16 protein-coding genes and 2 pseudogenes are annotated in these 16,316 nt (G+C 68.2%); 4 read left to right on the top strand and 14 right to left on the bottom strand.

What is annotated here, in order from left to right; all coding sequences use genetic code 11:
* Positions 1–79 precede the first annotated feature (79 nt).
* The 5 genes and pseudogenes from PG878_RS10190 to ppsR form a co-directional block, all read right to left on the bottom strand.
* Positions 80–208 (bottom strand): annotated as a pseudogene (locus tag PG878_RS10190) (7,8-dihydro-8-oxoguanine triphosphatase); the annotation flags it as partial.
* A 130-nt stretch (positions 209–338) separates the two neighbouring features.
* Positions 339–467: pseudogene (locus tag PG878_RS10185) on the bottom strand (7,8-dihydro-8-oxoguanine triphosphatase); the annotation flags it as partial.
* Between the two features lie 130 nt (positions 468–597).
* Positions 598–1,086 (bottom strand): NUDIX hydrolase, encoded by a 489-nt coding sequence (locus PG878_RS10180; protein WP_311186038.1) that lies wholly within the window; start codon positions 1,084–1,086, stop codon positions 598–600.
* Positions 1,087–1,155: 69 nt separating this feature from the next.
* A complete protein-coding gene (locus PG878_RS10175; RefSeq protein WP_017909496.1) occupies positions 1,156–1,662 on the bottom strand; it encodes a DUF1249 domain-containing protein in 507 nt (168 codons plus the stop codon).
* Positions 1,663–1,818: 156 nt separating this feature from the next.
* Positions 1,819–2,640, bottom strand: a complete 822-nt coding sequence (gene ppsR, locus PG878_RS10170; RefSeq protein ID WP_010342958.1) for a posphoenolpyruvate synthetase regulatory kinase/phosphorylase PpsR — start codon at positions 2,638–2,640, stop codon at positions 1,819–1,821.
* A 145-nt stretch (positions 2,641–2,785) separates the two neighbouring features.
* Here ppsR and ppsA point away from each other — a divergent pair, with 145 nt between their 5' ends.
* Together ppsA and PG878_RS10160 are read left to right on the top strand one after the other, a co-directional pair.
* Positions 2,786–5,161 carry a phosphoenolpyruvate synthase gene (ppsA, locus tag PG878_RS10165; RefSeq protein WP_209031414.1) on the top strand — a complete coding sequence of 792 codons (2,376 nt, stop codon included), beginning with the start codon at positions 2,786–2,788 and terminating at the stop codon, positions 5,159–5,161.
* 5 nt (positions 5,162–5,166) lie between these two features.
* The gene (locus PG878_RS10160) at positions 5,167–6,117 is read left to right on the top strand and encodes a mechanosensitive ion channel family protein (protein WP_209031472.1); all 951 of its coding nucleotides are present in this window, start codon (positions 5,167–5,169) and stop codon (positions 6,115–6,117) included.
* 93 nt (positions 6,118–6,210) lie between these two features.
* Here the strand turns inward: PG878_RS10160 and orn are convergent, their stop codons facing one another.
* The 3 genes from orn to mntR all read right to left on the bottom strand — a co-directional run bounded on the left by orn (position 6,211) and on the right by mntR (position 7,845).
* Positions 6,211–6,783, bottom strand: a complete 573-nt coding sequence (gene orn / locus PG878_RS10155) for an oligoribonuclease (protein WP_017909493.1) — start codon at positions 6,781–6,783, stop codon at positions 6,211–6,213.
* Positions 6,784–6,883: 100 nt separating this feature from the next.
* Positions 6,884–7,384 carry a tRNA adenosine(34) deaminase TadA gene (gene tadA / locus PG878_RS10150; RefSeq protein WP_209031413.1) on the bottom strand — a complete coding sequence of 167 codons (501 nt, stop codon included), beginning with the start codon at positions 7,382–7,384 and terminating at the stop codon, positions 6,884–6,886.
* A complete protein-coding gene (gene mntR / locus PG878_RS10145; protein ID WP_029562095.1) occupies positions 7,381–7,845 on the bottom strand; it encodes a manganese-binding transcriptional regulator MntR in 465 nt (154 codons plus the stop codon). Before mntR ends, tadA begins: the two co-directional genes overlap by 4 nt.
* 150 nt (positions 7,846–7,995) lie before the next feature.
* On the opposite strand from mntR, the gene PG878_RS10140 reads away from it, so the two are divergent.
* Positions 7,996–9,345, top strand: a complete 1,350-nt coding sequence (locus PG878_RS10140; RefSeq protein WP_209031412.1) for an Nramp family divalent metal transporter — start codon at positions 7,996–7,998, stop codon at positions 9,343–9,345.
* Positions 9,346–9,371: 26 nt separating this feature from the next.
* On the opposite strand, the gene PG878_RS10135 is transcribed toward PG878_RS10140, so the two are convergent.
* The 3 genes from PG878_RS10135 to PG878_RS10125 all read right to left on the bottom strand — a co-directional run bounded on the left by PG878_RS10135 (position 9,372) and on the right by PG878_RS10125 (position 11,330).
* On the bottom strand, positions 9,372–9,737 hold the full coding sequence (locus PG878_RS10135; protein ID WP_209031411.1) for a nuclear transport factor 2 family protein: 366 nt from the start codon (positions 9,735–9,737) through the stop codon (positions 9,372–9,374).
* 226 nt (positions 9,738–9,963) lie between these two features.
* Positions 9,964–10,494: a VOC family protein gene (locus PG878_RS10130; protein WP_311186037.1), complete on the bottom strand. Its 531-nt coding sequence runs from the start codon at positions 10,492–10,494 to the stop codon at positions 9,964–9,966.
* A gap of 5 nt (positions 10,495–10,499) precedes the next feature.
* Positions 10,500–11,330: a helix-turn-helix domain-containing protein gene (locus PG878_RS10125; RefSeq protein WP_311186036.1), complete on the bottom strand. Its 831-nt coding sequence runs from the start codon at positions 11,328–11,330 to the stop codon at positions 10,500–10,502.
* A gap of 387 nt (positions 11,331–11,717) precedes the next feature.
* Between PG878_RS10125 and PG878_RS10120 the strand changes: the two genes are divergently transcribed.
* Complete coding sequence (locus PG878_RS10120) at positions 11,718–13,232, top strand: MASE1 domain-containing protein (RefSeq protein WP_209031409.1); 1,515 nt, start codon at positions 11,718–11,720, stop codon at positions 13,230–13,232.
* Here the strand turns inward: PG878_RS10120 and PG878_RS10115 are convergent.
* From PG878_RS10115 to PG878_RS10105, 3 genes are all read right to left on the bottom strand, one after another.
* Entirely contained in the window at positions 13,216–13,635 is a 420-nt protein-coding gene (locus tag PG878_RS10115; RefSeq protein WP_209031408.1) for a hypothetical protein, read from the bottom strand. The two genes, PG878_RS10120 and PG878_RS10115, sit on opposite strands and share 17 nt — an antisense overlap.
* Before the next feature lie 412 nt (positions 13,636–14,047).
* On the bottom strand, positions 14,048–15,733 hold the full coding sequence (locus tag PG878_RS10110) for an FAD-dependent monooxygenase (RefSeq protein WP_209031407.1): 1,686 nt from the start codon (positions 15,731–15,733) through the stop codon (positions 14,048–14,050).
* A gap of 45 nt (positions 15,734–15,778) precedes the next feature.
* Positions 15,779–16,234 carry a MarR family winged helix-turn-helix transcriptional regulator gene (locus PG878_RS10105; RefSeq protein ID WP_209031406.1) on the bottom strand — a complete coding sequence of 152 codons (456 nt, stop codon included), beginning with the start codon at positions 16,232–16,234 and terminating at the stop codon, positions 15,779–15,781.
* Positions 16,235–16,316 lie beyond the last annotated feature (82 nt).

Genomic DNA, 16,316 nt, shown 5'->3' with positions numbered 1-16,316 from the left:
TCCGCGAGTCGCTTCGCGCCGTACCCTCACCCCAACCCCTCTCCCGACGGAAGAGGGGCTTTATCGCAGCGCGAGCGTGTCAGATCCGCGAGTAGCGCCAGGACTGCATGCGGCCGTCGCGGTACGGCATGACCCCATGGAACGGGCGCGGGTCGCCATCGAACACCAGCGGCAGGAAGAGGCTGTTCCTTCTCCCGTCGGAAGAAGGTGGCCCGAAGGGCCGGATGAGGGTACGGGCGGAGCCTGGCGCCAACCGAACTCCGCGAGTCGCTTCGCGCCGTACCCTCACCCCAACCCCTCTCCCGACGGGAGAGGGGCTTTATGGCAGCGCGAGCGTGTCAGACCCGCGAGTAGCGCCAGGACTGCATGCGGCCGTCGCGGTACGGCATGACCCCATGCAACGGGCGCGGGTCGCCATCGAACACCAGCGGCAGGAAGATGCTGTTCCTTCTCCCGTCGGGAGAAGGTGGCCCGAAGGGCCGGATGAGGGTACGGGCGGAGCCTGGCGCCAACCGAACTCCGCGAGTCGCTTTCGCGCCGTACCCTCACCCCAACCCCTCTCCCGGCGGGAGAGGGGCTTTAGGCAGCGCGAGCGTGTCAGATCCGCGAGTAGCGCCAGGACTGCATGCGGCCGTCGCGGTACGGCATGACGCCATGGAACGGGCGCGGATCACCATCGAACACCAGCGGCAGGAAGTGGCGGTCGCCCTCCCACATCGGCAGCGTGTCCATCTGCGCGATCGGCACCCAGGCCAGCGCGCCCTCGGCGTTCTCGGCGAACGGCTCGCCCGCGTAGGCCTCGATCAGGAACACGAAGCCCAGCCAGTCCTCGCCGTGCTTGCCGAAACCGGGCCAGCTGATGGTGCCGCGCAACTGCAGCGCCTCGCAGGTGATGCCGGCCTCCTCCAGGATCTCGCGACGCATACCGGCCAGGACGTCCTCGTCCGCCTCGACCTTGCCGCCCAGGCCGTTGTACTTGCCCAGGTGATGATCGCCGGGCCGGGCATTGCGATGGACCATCAGCACCTGGCTGCGGTCGGGCGAGAGCACGTAGCCCAAAGTGGCGACGATGGGGGTGTAAGGCATGCGGAGAAGGCGGATGGCGACGGGCGCGCAGTATGCCGTAACCGCGCCGCCGCTTCGTCTAGCCTGTGGCTAGACGGCGGGCGTCGCCGCGTCCTGCGCCGCGCGCGGCAGTGGCGGCGCCGACCGCAACGTGGCCACGCCGTGGCCGCGCTCGGCCAGGTATTCCAGCCACTTGCCGAGGAAGGTGTTCATGCGCATGCGGTGGCTGATCAGTTCCGCCGGCGGCGGGTACAGCCCCATCACGTCCTGCCAGCGGCGGCCGACATAGCAGTGCGTGGTCTCGGCCTGGCGCGCATCCAGGTACAGGCGCACATAAGCCGACGGGTCGGGCTCACCGGTCAGCGGGTCGCAAAGGTCGTAGGTCAGGCGCAGCTCGACGGTGTAGCGATGACGCTCGATCACGTCCAGGCGCAGGTCCAGGCCGTCGCCGATGCTGGACACGTAGCTGCCGGCGGCGAGGTCGGCCGGCACGAAGAGCCGATTCAGGTGCAGATAGTTCTCGGCGTACAGCCCCATCAGCCAGCCGAAACGGCTGAGCCGGGGGATGCGTTCGCTGCGGGTCATGGCGTGCTGCATGGACCGATCCTACACGCTGGATCGCGCCGACGGCAGCATTGACGGATCGGCGCCGGCGGCCTACCTTGGAGATCCATGCGGCGAAGTGCGGAAATTCCATCGCCGCCAGGAGCGGCCCGGCCCCGACCGGCGCAGATCCGCCCGCCACTGCCCCGATCAGAACATCTCGCGCTGCAGTCCCAGCGTCGCCAGCACCTTGCTGGAAATCTCCTCGATCGAGGTATGCGTGGTGCTCAAGGTGGGAATGCGTTCCATGCGGAACATGGTTTCGGCCGCCGCCACTTCGCGCCGGCAGGTCTCCGCATTGGAGTAACGCGAATTCGGCCGCCGTTCCTGGCGGATCTGCTGCAGCCGCTCCGGATCGATGGTCAGCCCGAACAGCTTGTTGCGGTAGGCGCGCAGCCGCGGCGGCAGCCGATCGCTCTCCAGGTCCTCGTCGGTCAGCGGATAGTTGGCCGCGCGCACGCCGTAGTGCAGCGCCAGGTAGATGCAGGTCGGCGTCTTGCCCGCGCGCGACACCGCCACCAGGATCACGTCGGCCTCGTCGTAGGTGAGTGCGATGCCGTCGTCGTGCGCCAGCGCGAAGTTCATCGCATTGATGCGACGGTGATAGGTCTCGAAATCGACCAGACCGTGCGCCTGTCCCACCCGCGAGTGCCGCGGCGCGTTCAATTCGCGCTCCAGCGGCTCGATGAAGGGCGCGAACACATCGAGCATCAGCGCCCCGCTCTCGGCCAGCAGCATGCTCAATTGCGGATCGACGCAGGAGTTGACCACGATCGGCCGGACCTGATAGCGCTCGCCCGCGGCATGGATGCGCTGCGCGGCATCGCGGGCTTTTTCCGGATCGTCGACGAACGACATGCGGTCGGTGACGAAGCTGAAACCGCTGAACTGGGTGAGCAGGCTATGCCCAATGGTTTCAGCGGTGATACCGGTTCCATCGGACACGTAGAACACCGGTCTGATCGTCGACATTGCCTGCATTCTCCTGGCTGAAACCCAACGGATGCGCCCGCTTCGCTTGTGCCGGCTCGGGTGCGCACTGCATCATATCGGCTTCTTCCCTCACGGACGCGGCCATTCAGCCCGCCTCGGGCGATGGCCTAACGGAGCATCGCGCTTGAACGAGAACATCCTGTGGTTGCATGAGCTGCGCCTGGCCGACCTGGCTCGCGTCGGTGGCAAGAATTCCTCCCTCGGCGAAATGATCGGCAATCTGGCGGGGCTCGGCGTGTCCGTGCCGGGCGGCTTCGCCACCACCGCCGAAGCATTCAAGGCCTTCGTCGCCCACAACGATCTGTACCAGCGCATCTTCGACAAGCTGGCCACGCTGGACGTGGAAGACGTGGGCGCTCTGACCGCCGCCGGCAAGGAAATCCGCGGCTGGGTGATCGACGCGCCGCTGCAGCCGGAACTGGATCAGGCGATCCGCGACGCCTACGCGCAGCTGTGCAGCGAGAACGGCGGCGGCGACGTGGCCGTGGCGGTGCGTTCTTCGGCCACCGCCGAGGACCTGCCCGACGCCAGCTTCGCCGGCCAGCAGGAGACCTTCCTCAACGTGACCGGCGCCGACGACGTGGTGCACAAGGTCAAGGAAGTCTTCGCCAGCCTCTACAACGATCGCGCCATCGCCTACCGCGTGCACCACGGCTTCAAGCACGAGGACGTGTTCCTGTCGGCCGGTGTGCAGTTGATGGTGCGCTCGGGCGTCGGCGCCTCCGGTGTGCTGTTCACCCTGGACACCGAGTCCGGTTTCCGCGACGTGGTGTTCGTTACCTCGAGCTTCGGCCTCGGCGAAATGGTCGTGCAGGGCGCGGTCAATCCAGACGAGTTCTACGTCTACAAGCCCACCCTGAAGGCCGGCAAGCCGGCGATCCTGCGCCGCTCGCTGGGCAGCAAGTTGATCCGCATGGTGTACTCGGACGTGCCCGGCGAGCGCGTGCGCATCGAGGACACCCCGGCGCAGCTGCGCAACACCTTCTCGATCAGCGACGAGGACGTGCAGGAACTGGCCAAGCAGGCGCTGGTGATCGAGCAGCACTACCAGCGGCCGATGGACATCGAATGGGCGAAGGACGGCGTCAGCGGCAAGCTGTTCATCGTGCAGGCGCGCCCGGAGACGGTGAAGTCGCGTGGCCACGCCACCCAGATCGAACGCTTCGCGCTGCAGCAGCGCGGCGAGGTGATCGCCGAAGGCCGCGCCATCGGCCAGAAGATCGGCGCCGGCGTCGCCCGCGTGGTGCGCAGCCTGGAGGACATGAACCGGGTGCAGCCCGGCGACGTGCTGGTCGCGGACATGACCGATCCCGATTGGGAGCCGGTGATGAAGCGCGCCTCGGCGATCGTCACCAACCGCGGCGGGCGCACCTGCCACGCGGCGATCATCGCCCGCGAGCTGGGCGTGCCGGCGGTGGTCGGCACCGGCAACGCGATGGAGTTGGTCGAGGACGGCAAGGAAGTCACCGTCAGTTGCGCCGAAGGCGACACCGGCTACATCTACGGCGGGCGCCTGCCGTTCGAGCGCACCACCACCGATCTCGGCAACATGCCGCCGGCGCCGCTGAAGATCATGATGAACGTGGCCAACCCGGAGCGCGCGTTCGACTTCGGCCAGCTGCCCAACGCCGGCATCGGCCTGGCGCGCCTGGAGATGATCATCGCCGCGCACATCGGCATCCATCCCAACGCGTTGCTGGAGTACGCCAAGCAGGACGCGGCGACCAAGAAGAAGATCGACGAGAAGATCGCCGGCTACGCCGACCCGGTGAGCTTTTACGTCAACCGCCTGGCCGAGGGCATCGCCACGCTGACCGCGTCGGTGGCGCCGCACCCGGTGATCGTGCGCCTGTCGGACTTCAAGTCCAACGAGTACGCCAACCTGATCGGAGGCAGCAACTACGAACCGCACGAAGAGAACCCGATGATCGGCTTCCGCGGCGCCAGCCGCTACGTCGATCCGAGCTTCGCCGCCGCGTTCGCGCTGGAATGCAAGGCCGTGCTCAAGGTCCGCAACGAGATGGGCCTGGACAACATGTGGGTCATGATCCCGTTCGTGCGCACCCTCGAGGAAGGCCGCAAGGTCGTCGAGGTGCTGGCCAGCAACGGCCTGCGCCAGGGCGAGAACGGCCTGAAGATCATCATGATGTGCGAGGTGCCGTCGAACGCGCTGCTGGCCGAGGAGTTCCTGGAGATCTTCGACGGCTTCTCGATCGGCTCCAACGATCTCACCCAGCTCACCCTTGGCCTGGACCGCGATTCCTCGATCGTGGCGCACCTGTTCGACGAGCGCAATCCGGCGGTCAAGAAGATGCTGTCGATGGCGATCAAGGCCGCGCGCGCCAAGGGCAAGTACGTGGGCATCTGCGGCCAGGGTCCGTCGGATCACCCGGACCTGGCCGAGTGGCTGATGCAGGAAGGCATCGAGTCGGTGTCGCTGAACCCCGACACCGTGGTCGACACCTGGCTGCGCCTGGCCAAGCTCAAGAGCAAGGGGTGATGCCGATGCAGTCGTGGCTGACGGCACTGACGGCGGCCACGACCGCTGCGCCGGCAACGCGCGCGGCGCGTCCGTTCGACTGGCGGACCCTGGACTGGGCGCAGTACGCGCTCAACTGGGGCGTGGCGATCCTGATCGTGGTGGTCGGGATGTGGATCGCCAAGCGCCTGAGCGAATGGCTGCGCAGCGCGCTGCTGCGGGCGCGGGTGGAAACCACGCTCAGCAACTTCCTGCGCAACGTCGCTTACGCGCTGATGCTGGTGCTGGTGCTGGTCACTGCGCTGCAGAAGATCGGCGTGCCGCCGACCTCGCTGTTCGCCGTGCTCGGCGCCGCCGGCCTGGCGGTGGGCCTGGCGCTGAAGGACTCGCTGTCCAACATCGCCTCCGGCGTCATGCTGATCGTACTGCGGCCGATGCGCGACGGCGACCACGTGGTGGTGGCCGGCCAGGAAGGCGTGGTCGACGAGATCCGGATCTTCCAGACCCGCATCCGCACCTTCGACGAGCGCATGGTGACCCTGCCCAACAGCACCATCACCACCGCGCCGATCGTCAACTACAGCACCCTGCCCAACCGGCGCCTGGAGATCACCGTCGGCGTCGGCTACGGCGACGACCTGAAGAAGGCGCAGGAGCTGTTGCTGAAGATCGCCCAGGACAATCCGAACATCCTGAAGACGCCCGCCCCGTTCGTGCAGGTCACCAACCTGGGCGAGAGCACGGTGGACCTGATGCTGTTCGGCTACGCCAAGAACGGCGATTTCGGCGCGGCCAAGAGCAGCACGCTGGAGCAGATCCGCAACCAGTTGCTGGAGAACGGGCTGAGCATTCCGTATCCGCAGCGCGACCTGCACGTGTACCACCACGATGCCGACGGCCGCCCGATCGCGGAGCTGCTGACCAAGGGCGTCACTGACGACGGCGAGACCAAGCCGGGGCCGCCGCTGGCGCGCTGAGCGGCGGCGTCAACACCTGCCTTGATGGCACGCGCCCGACGATCGTCGGGCGCCATTCCGCATTCGCGCCAAACAAAGCGCCGCGACGGCGAATCAGCCTTCGCCCTGCCCGCCCAGCGTGCCCATGAACGGGCGGTAGTAGCGCAGTTCGTCGATGGAATCGTGCACGTCGCTGAGCGCGGTATGCGAGGAGGTCTTGGTCAGCCCGGCCGACACCGTCGGCGCCCAGCGTCGCGCCAGTTCCTTCAGCGTCGACACGTCCAGGTTGCGGTAGTGGAAGAACCGCTCCAGCCGCGGCATCTGCCGGTGCAGGAAACGCCGGTCCTGGCAGATCGAGTTGCCGCACATCGGCGAGGTGCCGGGTTTGCACCACTGGGTCAGGAACGCCATGGTCTCCGCCTCGGCCTGGGCCAGCGTGACCTGGCTGTCGAGCACGCGCTGCCACAGGCCCGAGTGGCGATGCTGGTTGCGGTTCCACTCGTCCATCGCCTCCAGCGTCTGCAGCGGATGGGCGATGGCGAACTCCGGGCCCTCGGCCAGCACGTTGAGTTGCGCGTCGGTCACCACCGTGGCGATTTCGATGATCGAATCGCGATCGGTATCCAAGCCGGTCATTTCCAGATCGATCCAGATCAGCCGATCGTTCGCCACGTGCGCTTGCGCCATATCACCGTCCTGTCGTTCGCGGCGGCGAGGCCGGCGCGGAAGTGTCGTATCAGACTTCAATGATACCGCGCGACCTGCGCAACCGGCAGGGGCTGGCCGCTCACGCGCCCAGCGGCGGCTTGCCGCGCTTGGCGCGGAAGTAATTGGTCAGGCGCGTGCTGGCCTCCGCCGCCAGCACCCCGCCGCGGACCTGCACACGGTGGTTGTGGCGCGGGTCGGCCAGCAGGTCGAACACACTGCCACAGGCGCCGGTCTTGGGATCGGTCGCCGCGTAGATCAGTTCCGCCACCCGCGCATGCACCACCGCCATCGCGCACATCGCGCACGGCTCCAGGGTCACGTACAGGCGGCTGCCGACCAGGCGATGGTTGCCGAGCCGGCGGCCGGCCTGGCGCAGCGCGACGATCTCGGCATGCGCGCTGGGATCGTGTTCGGCGATGTTGAGATTCCAGCCCTCGCCCAATACTTCATCCTCGGCCGAGACCAGGACCGCGCCGACCGGGATCTCGTCGAACTCGCGCTCGGCGCGCTCGGCCAGGGCCAGCGCATGGCGCATCCAATGCACGTCGCGCGCCAGTTGCGCGTCCTCGCCCGCGCTCATCGCGATGCGCTGTGCTTGCGCACGAACTCGGCGAACACCGCCAGCGTCGCCTCGCTGACGTGGTGCTCGATGCCCTCGGCATCGCGGCGCGCGGTGTCCGCGTCGATGCCCAGGGCCAGCAGGAACTGCTCCACGGTCTGGTGGCGCTGCCGGCTGGCCGCGGCCAGCGCCTCGCCCTCGGCGGTCAGGAACACGCCGCGATACGGACGCTGCACCACCCAGCCGCCCTTGACCAGGCGCTTGAGCATCTTGGCCACGGTCGGCTGCGCCACGCCCAGGCGCGCGGCGATATCCACCTGCCGCGCTTCGCCGCCGTCGGCGAGCAGGTCTGAAATCAGCTCCACGTAGTCCTCGATCAGCTCCAGGCGGTGCGCCTCGCGCACCTGGCGGAAGCTTTCGACCTGCACTTCGGCGTCGAGCAGCACCGCCGGCGGCGCCATCGACTTCCCGCTTTTCTGCATCGCAACGCCCTTGTCCTGTGCCGGCGCCCGCCGGCCACCTGCCTATTCTGGCCGAAATCCGGGCTATCGCAGCGATTTGAATTGCCAATGCTAATCCATATAGCACCTGCTATATACTCGTTTGCATCCCCGCTCCACACCGTCGCCGCCATGGCCGCCCCCCTGCCCCTGCCGAGTCCCGCTGCCGTGCACGCCGACCGTGACGCGGCGCGCCCCAGCCTGGGCGCCATGCATGCCAGCGTCGCGGTGCCGCGCAGCGGTCTGGGCTGGCGCCGCTTCCTGGCCTTCCTCGGGCCCGGCTACATGGTCTCGGTCGGCTACATGGATCCGGGCAACTGGGCGACCGACATCGCCGGCGGCTCGCACTTCGGTTACCTGCTGCTGTCGGTGATCCTGCTCTCCAACCTGATGGCGATCGTGCTGCAGGGCCTGGCCGCGCGCCTGGGCATCGCCACCGGCCTGGATCTGGCCCAGGCCTGCCGCGCCCACTATTCCAAGCCGGTGAACTTCCTGCTGTGGCTCGCCTGCGAAGCCGCGATCGTCGCCTGCGACCTGGCCGAGGTGATCGGCACCGCGATCGCGCTGAAGCTGCTGTTCGGCATCCCACTGACCGCCGGCGCGATCATCACCTCGATCGACGCGCTGCTGGTGCTGTTCCTGATGCGCCGCGGCTTCCGCGCGCTGGAGGCGTTCGTGATCGCCCTGCTGACGGTGATCTTCGCCTGCTTCCTGGTGCAGATCGTACTGGCCGCGCCGCCGCTGCGCGAGGTGCTGACCGGCTTCATCCCGCGCGCGCAGGTGGTGACCGATCCGGCCGCGCTGTACCTGGCGATCGGCATCATCGGCGCGACGGTGATGCCGCACAACCTCTACCTGCACTCCTCGATCGTGCAGACCCGTGCCTACGAGCGCACCGACCAGGGCCGCCGTTCGGCGCTGCGCTGGGCGCTGGCCGACAGCACCATCGCGCTGAGCCTGGCGCTGTTCGTCAACGCCGCGATCCTGATCCTGGCTGCGGCGGTGTTCCATGCGCACGGGCGTACCGACGTGCAGGAGATCGAACAGGCCCACGAACTGCTGGCGCCGATGCTCGGGGTCGGCCTGGCCTCGACCCTGTTCGCGGTGGCGCTGCTGGCCTCCGGCATCAATTCCACCGTCACCGCCACCCTGGCCGGGCAGATCGTGATGGAGGGCTTCCTGCACCTGCGCCTGCCGCCGTGGGCGCGGCGCCTGCTGACCCGCGGCCTGGCGATCGTGCCGGTGGTGGCGGTAACCTCGCTGTACGGCGAACAGGGCACCGCCAAGCTGCTGGTGCTGAGCCAGGTGGTGCTGTCGATGCAGTTGCCGTTCGCGGTGATCCCGCTGGTGCGCTTCGTCACCGACAAGCAGCGGATGGGACCACTGGTGGTGCGGCGCGGCCTGGCCTGGCTGGCCTGGGCGATCGCCGCGCTGATCGTGGTGCTGAACCTGAAGCTGCTGGCGGATACCGTGTTGCACTGAGCGATAGGCCGGGCGCGCGCCCGCGGTTAACGGTCTTGCGCAGCCGGCAGCGGCACCACGTACGCTTCCAGTTCCGCCATCCGCCCATCGCGAAATCGCCAGACGTCGCAATAGGAGAACAGCGACGTCCCGGCATCGCCGGTGGCGCGCGCGATCTGACCGATGGCCACGACGTGGTCCTCGCCGAGGATGAACTTGCTGACGTCGAACTGCGGCGGCTGCCGGTAGGCCTCGGCCATCCACTCCCTGACCGCCTGCTTGCCTCGGAGCGTCCGCTCGCCGATGAAATGCCAGGTCGTATCCTCGGTGCAGTGGGCGAGAAAGCCTTCGTAATCGCCCGCGGCAATGGCGGCGTTCGCGGCCTGCAGGACCCGCTGGTTCGCCTCGGTCATCGGGATGGTTCCTCTTGTCTGGGACTGTCGGGATGGCGCGAGCCTAGCGTCGCCTGTGTCGTGCCTGCGTACATGCGACGGCCGCATCGCGGCGCAAGCGAAACGCGACGCACGTAGGCGTTGCGACGGCCCGAGGCAGCGATTCAGCGCATCGGCAGCGACGACGGCAACCCGCGTTCCCGCCAATGCGAACAGGCGCGCAGCGGCGCGGGCAATGGCCGGCTTTTCAGGGTGTCGACACCTTCGCGAACAGCGCCGTATAGCGCCGCTGCATCTCCTCCGGCGTCACCGCCTCGATCGCGTGGCCGATCAGCCAGCGGTGGCCGAAGGGATCGCGCACGGTGCCGGAGCGTTCGCCGTAGAAGTGATCCTGCATGCCGCGCTCGAGCGCGGCGCCCGCGGCGACCGCGCGGGCGACCAGGGCGTCGGCATCGTCCACATGCAGGTGCAGCGTGACCGGCGTGGCGCCGAGGTGGTCCGGGCTGCGCACGCCCATCTCCGGATACTCCTCCGACAACATCAGCGTGTGGCCGTCGAGATCCACCTCGGCATGGCCGATGCGCCCGTCCGGCTCGGTGAGGCGGAACAGTTCGCGCGCGCCGAACGCGCGGGCGTAGAACGCCATCGCGGCGGCTGCGTCGCGCACGCACAGGTAGGCATAGAGCTCGTGGATCGCCATGTCGAATCCTTGTGTGGTGGCAGGCCAGCCAGTGTGCAGCCGCGCGAGCGCGGCGTCTTGCAAGGATTTGACCTGCACCCCGCTCAGCGCGGCACGTGCCGCGGTGCGGCTGGGTCGGCCATCCGCCGCCAGGCGGACGGCGTCACGCCGGCCACGCTGCGAAAGGTATTGGCCAGATGCGCCTGGTCGGCGAAGCCGCTGGCGGCCGCGATCTCGGCCCAGTCCCACGATCGGTCGCAGGCCAGTTCCAGCGCATGCGAGAAGCGTTGCAATCGCAGCCATGCGTTCGGTGCCAGACCGGTCGCCTGCCGGAACATGGCGATGCAATGCCGATGGCTGAGCCCGCTGGCGCGCACCATGGTCTCCACGCGCAACCCTGGATGCCAGGCGCACGCAAGCATCCTCCCCAGCGCTGGATGCAGCATCGGTGGCAGGCCACGGGCACGCGCGATCAGCCAATGCTCGAATGCCGCCAGCCGCGCCGGCGCATCGGTGCACACCTGCAGCCGCTCCAGCAGCGCATCGACCTCGGCGGCGGACAGCAACAGCTCCAGCGGCGTGTGATGCCCGGCCAACGCGGATTCGGGCACGCCGAGCAGCACGCCGGTGGCGCCGGGACGCAACATGGCACCGACCGAGACGGCGGGCTGGGCGACATCGCGCACGTGATACGCCGTGCGCACCCTGCCCACCACCGCATGGCCCAGGCAATGGCCATGCAGGTCGGCGACGTGGTCGAACACCCGCAACGGAGCGCCACCGACCCGCACGGCGAGATGCGTGGCACCAGTCGGCAGCACATGCTCGCGCACAGGCGCCCGTTCGGCTGCCGACATCGGTGCTGGATCGTGCGCCCACACCGATGTCACCAGGCCGCGCAATGCCGGAACGGGAGGCCGATGCACGGAAGCCATGGCGCGATGCTACGCCTTCCCCGCGTGTAGACGTAGATCATCCAGCGACGTGCCCGGCCGCCCTGAACACGATACGGGCGCGGCCGCACACACGTTAGGCACCTTGCACGGCGTGTTCGCCTGCTCGCCCTTGCAGGCGTCCAGCACGCGCTGCCCTAGACACGGGCCGCAGGCAAAAACAGCCGGCGTGCGATGGCCAATGAGCGAAGCGGCAGCGTTGTTACCGCTAACGCGAACGCACAGCCAGCAACAAACAACAGGCCTGCGTCTGCAGACGTCGATCACTGCGATGCGATGCGTCTCACACTGTCGCGCCCGCCGCCAACTGTCTACCTTCGACACCGATCCGGCTTATACAGTAGCGGCGACACACCACGGATGGCGGGGATGGCCGCAGGAAGAGATATCGCCAAAGGCGCTCTACTGAGCGCGGCCTACTGCGGCGCCTTCCTGCTGGCCTGGCGCTGCTCCGTAGACCAGTGGTATCTGCCGGCAGGCGTGCGCGTCGCCAGCCTGCTGTTCCTGCCCGCACGGCGCTGGCCGTGGTTGCTGGCCGGCGAAGCCGCCGCGTTGCTGACGCTGCGCATTCCGATGAGCGAGACCTGGGGCGCGAGTGCCACCTGGGCATATCTGAGTCCATTCCTGCTGATGCCGGCCGTGTCGCTGCTGCCGGTCATCGCGCGTCAACGCATTCCGGATCTGGCACGCAACGATCACTGGCTGCTGCCGCTGACGCTGGCGACCGCGCTGTGGAGCACGCTGTGCAACATCGCGATCAACACCGCACTGGGCGGACCGACAGGGCCTGCGCCACTGGACGTGCTGCTGCGCTACTGGCTTGGCGATTACCTGGGCACCCTGATGTTCGTGCTGCCGGCGTTGCTGTGGTTGCGCCGCGACGAGCCTGCGCAGATGCAGGCCTCGCTGCTGCGCGAGGGCCTGGCGTCGATCGGGGTGGTCGTGGCGCTGTCGGCGTCGATCGCCCTGGCCGGCGACGCGCTGCTGCGGCAACTGCTGATGGTCCTGCTGGTGATCCCGGCGATCGTGCTGACGCTGCGCCATGGGTGGCGGGGCGCGGCGCTCGGCGTGGTCCTGGCGAACGTCGCCGTGGCGTTGTCCATGCCCAGGGTCGTGGCGCCGGGCATGCACGACGCCGACGCGTTCGTGGTGCAGATCCTGCTTGCCGCCACGGCCACGGTGATGTTCGCGTTCGGATCGCGCATCTCCGCGGCCTATCGGCACATGCGCGACGACGGACGCCTGCGCGAGCAGGCGCTGGCCTTCGCGCAGGCCGGCTATCTGTCGGCCGAGCGCACGCTGCGCCGGCGGGTGGTCGATTACACCGACCTCAGCACCCAGATCAACAAGCTGCGCCGCGACGTGGTGGAGGACCTGCGCGCGCGCGGCCATTACGCCGCCGCCATGCAGATGACCCGCACAGGCGTGATCCAGGCGCAGTTGCTGGACGAGTACGTCACTGCCCTGTACCCGCTCGGCATCGAGACGCATGGGCTGTACCCCACCCTGCACTCGCCGACCTTCGCCAACCTGTGCGGGACGGAGTTCCGCTGCCGCCTGCATGGCGATCCGCGGCGGCTGTCGCTGGGCCTGCAACTGGTGGCCTATCGCTGCATCCTCGACGCCATCGAGACGCTGCCCGTGGCCCACACCCACCTGCTGCAGGCGCGCGTCTGGCGTGCCCGAGGGCGGCAGGGCATCGCCATCCGCATCACCGCCGATGCCGCGATGCTGAGCGCCTTGCGGCGCCGCCCGGAGGCGCCGGAGCGCGAACTGGCGGTCCGCCTGCAGGCGCATGGCGGCACCTGCCGGCGCCGCCATGCGTTGAGCTTCAGCTTCCTGGTGTCCGAAAGCCAGGCCGCCGGCCTCACTCGACCGCGGTGATCTCCCACGCGTCGCCGCTGGCATCCTCGCGCAGCCGCACCACCACATCCGCAGTCCGGTAAATCACGCGGCCCGGCATCGCCGGCGATGCCGTCAGCGAGACCCGCGCCACGTCGCTGCCCATCGGCAGCACCCACAGGGTCTTGCCGATGCGGCCGACCGCGGCACGCACCACGCCGCTGGCGTCGTTGATCTGCAGGTAGTTCACGCCATCGCGCGAGAACGCGTAGACGCGCCAGGCCGAATCCGTGGCCAGATTCAGCGCCTTGGGCACGCTTTCGCCCAGTCCCTTGCCCACCACCCCATGCCCGCCGGACGGGCAACACGACTGCGCCTGCGCCTGAAAGGAAAGCGCCAGCCCCGCCGCCGCCATGATCGCCAAGCCCTTCGCCATCGTCTTCATTCCATCGTTCCTTTCCCACCCGGGGAATTCCGCCTGCATCTCAGGCTGGATCAAGGTACGTGGTCCGGGGCGTGAAGCGGTCGACAAACCGCCACCGCGCGGACGGCGCGCGACGCGGACGCGCGGCCACCACGCAGCAGAGACGGTCCAGAAACCTGAAAACACGCCCTCAGGCCACCATTCGAGGTGCCGCTCGGTTCCCGCTTTTGCCTGGCCCGATGGGAAGCGGTCCGTCCTGGCGCAAGGCGCGTGGGAAGCGGCCATCGCGCCAGCCTCGCAAGATCGCAACGGCCTCCCCTACTGCGCATGGACCAGTGCCAATCAGGCCGATGCACCCAACGGCAGTTCGCCGCTCGGCCCGCGGATCGCGCCAGGCAAATCCTGGCGATGGCGGGGCAGTTGCCTCGGCACCCTACTCGCCAAAGACCCTGACGCAGTAAGCGCGCAGCAGGTCAGGCCTGTCGAGCGGGCCGCGGAAGGCGAGATGCCCGTCGGGCCGCACCAGCACCAGCGCAGGGTCGCCTTCGATGCCGTAGGCGCCATGCGCCAACCCATCCAGGTCGAACAGCGTCGTGGCGTCGCCGGCCTGCGGTACCGCCTTGCCGAGGATCAACCGGGGCCGGATCCACGCCCATGCCTGGAACTGCGCCAACGCGTCACGCATCGCCACCAGGGCGTCCTGCTGCCGGCCATCGAACAGCAGCAAGGTCCAGCCCCAGGTCACGCCATCGGGGTTGTAGAGATGCGGGAACAGCGTCGTGGACGCACCGTCCTGGGCGATGACGGCCGCGTCCGGTGCGCGGTCACCAGGATGCGGAACGCGTCGGTGCACGATCTCCCGCAATCCCTTGAGGTGGTCTTCGTTCAAGGGGCTGTCGGGATAGGCGACGGACAATTGCTGGAGATCGTCGGTGCCCTGAATCAGCGCGCCGATGTTGGGCAGAAAGCTCGCGGCGATACCCATGGCCGCATCCTTGATGGCGCCGCGATACACGCTGTTCCGGAAGCCCTTTTCCTGCTGCGCATCCAGACGGCGGTGTTCGCCGCCGCGCTCCAGTCCGTAGGAGTCCAGCAGCATCGGTGCGGCCTTGCCGTTCAGGGCCATCGCCAGCCGCCAGGCCAGGCCGACCGCATCCTGCAGCCCGGCGTTCATGCCCTGGCCGCCCGCGGGCAAGGTGAGATGGCCGGCATCGCCGACCAGGAACACGCGTCCCTCGGCGTAGCGTGAGGTCACCCCATGCTGGAAGCGGCTGTGGGTGATCCAGATCGGATCGCTGAGTTCCAGCGTCTCGTCTTCGGTGACCTCGCGCGCGATGGCCTGCAGTTCTTCCAAGGTCGGGTCGCGGTCGGGAATGCCCGCGTCGTCGGACAGGAAGAACAGCCGGTGGTAGCCCTCCCACACCGGCAGCACGCCGCAGAAGCCCTTGGGGTAATAGAAGAACCAGAGGTGATCGAAATCGGTGGAGCGCCGCCAGCGCAGCTTCGCGTCGAGTTGCCGGTTCATGCAGTGCGGCAGCTTCTCCGGCGTGAAGTCCGCACCGAGCTGCTTGCGCACGAAGCCTTCGGCGCCGTCCGCGCCCACCAGGTAGCGGCAGCGCAGGCGCTCGAGCGGATGCCCTTCGACCGGCTCACCGTCGTCGTTCACCGTCGCGACCGTCACGCTGACGCCGTCTGCATCCTGCTCGACGCCGACCACCTTGCGGCCGCGTTCGAGCGCTGCACCGCCGGTCTCGATCTGCCGTGCAAGCACGTTCTCGATGACGTCCTGGCCGCTGTACAGCACCTCCGGATACGGACTGGCGACCTGCGCAATCGCGATCGGATCCACGGTCTTGCCGTTCAACAGGGTGTTGATCCGGGTGATCCGGTACGCCTGCTCGGCCAGGGCATCGCGGATGCCGATGCTCGCCAGCAGTTCCTGCGGGCGCGCCCACAGATTGTTGGCGCGCGAATGCGGCCTGGGCTGCGTGCGTTGCTCGAAGATGCGGAATCGCACCCCGTGGTGGGCCAACGCGCAGGCGGTGGTCAGGCCGACCGGGCCGCCGCCGATGATGATGACGTCCGTATCGAAGCCGTGGGGATGCAAGGCAAGGGCCATGGTCTCTCCTTGGGATGAATCCTGTCGCGCGCAGGCTTGCGCGCTTCATTCGGCCAGCGACTGGTCGAGGGCGTCGCGCATGTCCAGGAGCACCGCGATGGCGGTCCGGACGCGCTCGGCGCCGAGTCGGTCGATCAGGTGCTGGTCGAGCGACGCGACTGCGGCTTCGGCGGCGCCCAGGGCTGCGCGTCCTGCCTGCGTCAACACCACCAGCTTGGCGCGCGCGTGGTGCGGATTGGTCTCGAATACGACGAACCCGTGTTCGGCCAGCAACTCCACCACGCGCTGCACCGCCTGCCGGGTCAGCCCCATGTTGCGGGCGATATGCGCCACCGGCAGCGGCACCGGCGAATAGCCCAACGCACCGAGCACCTGCCACCAGGCGGTGGTCAGCCCGATCGGGCGCACCAACCGGTTGCCCATATCGACCAGGCGGCCGTTGGTGGCGAACACCGCGAGCACCAGCTCGCGAACCAACAAGGGAAGGTTTTCCGCAGTCATGCATCATCCTGTCCATTTGACAGCATGTTGTCCAATGGTCCTCATCAACGATCTGTCTTCGAAGCGCCCCCGCGGCTGCGCC

It is taken from the genome of Xanthomonas hawaiiensis, from assembly GCF_031834635.1.
Lineage (GTDB): Bacteria > Pseudomonadota > Gammaproteobacteria > Xanthomonadales > Xanthomonadaceae > Xanthomonas_A > Xanthomonas_A sacchari.
Note: the sequence above shows the minus strand (reverse complement) of the source record. Positions and strands in the feature narration are given on the sequence as shown.

Excerpts from the sequence above, each read along its gene's own strand:
- PG878_RS10175 (WP_017909496.1), bottom strand. The coding sequence starts at position 1,662 with ATGCAGCACGCCATGACCCGCAGCGAACGCATCCCCCGGCTCAGCCGT.
- PG878_RS10115 (WP_209031408.1), bottom strand. The coding sequence starts at position 13,635 with ATGAAGACGATGGCGAAGGGCTTGGCGATCATGGCGGCGGCGGGGCTG.
- orn (WP_017909493.1), bottom strand. The coding sequence starts at position 6,783 with ATGGCGCAAGCGCACGTGGCGAACGATCGGCTGATCTGGATCGATCTG.
- mntR (WP_029562095.1), bottom strand. The coding sequence starts at position 7,845 with ATGCAGAAAAGCGGGAAGTCGATGGCGCCGCCGGCGGTGCTGCTCGAC.
- PG878_RS10135 (WP_209031411.1), bottom strand. The coding sequence starts at position 9,737 with ATGACCGAGGCGAACCAGCGGGTCCTGCAGGCCGCGAACGCCGCCATT.
- PG878_RS10105 (WP_209031406.1), bottom strand. The coding sequence starts at position 16,234 with ATGACTGCGGAAAACCTTCCCTTGTTGGTTCGCGAGCTGGTGCTCGCG.
- PG878_RS10180 (WP_311186038.1), bottom strand. The coding sequence starts at position 1,086 with ATGCCTTACACCCCCATCGTCGCCACTTTGGGCTACGTGCTCTCGCCC.
- PG878_RS10120 (WP_209031409.1), top strand. The coding sequence starts at position 11,718 with ATGGCCGCAGGAAGAGATATCGCCAAAGGCGCTCTACTGAGCGCGGCC.
- PG878_RS10125 (WP_311186036.1), bottom strand. The coding sequence starts at position 11,330 with ATGGCTTCCGTGCATCGGCCTCCCGTTCCGGCATTGCGCGGCCTGGTG.
- PG878_RS10140 (WP_209031412.1), top strand. The coding sequence starts at position 7,996 with ATGGCCGCCCCCCTGCCCCTGCCGAGTCCCGCTGCCGTGCACGCCGAC.
- PG878_RS10110 (WP_209031407.1), bottom strand. The coding sequence starts at position 15,733 with ATGGCCCTTGCCTTGCATCCCCACGGCTTCGATACGGACGTCATCATC.
- ppsR (WP_010342958.1), bottom strand. The coding sequence starts at position 2,640 with ATGTCGACGATCAGACCGGTGTTCTACGTGTCCGATGGAACCGGTATC.
- tadA (WP_209031413.1), bottom strand. The coding sequence starts at position 7,384 with ATGAGCGCGGGCGAGGACGCGCAACTGGCGCGCGACGTGCATTGGATG.
- PG878_RS10160 (WP_209031472.1), top strand. The coding sequence starts at position 5,167 with ATGCAGTCGTGGCTGACGGCACTGACGGCGGCCACGACCGCTGCGCCG.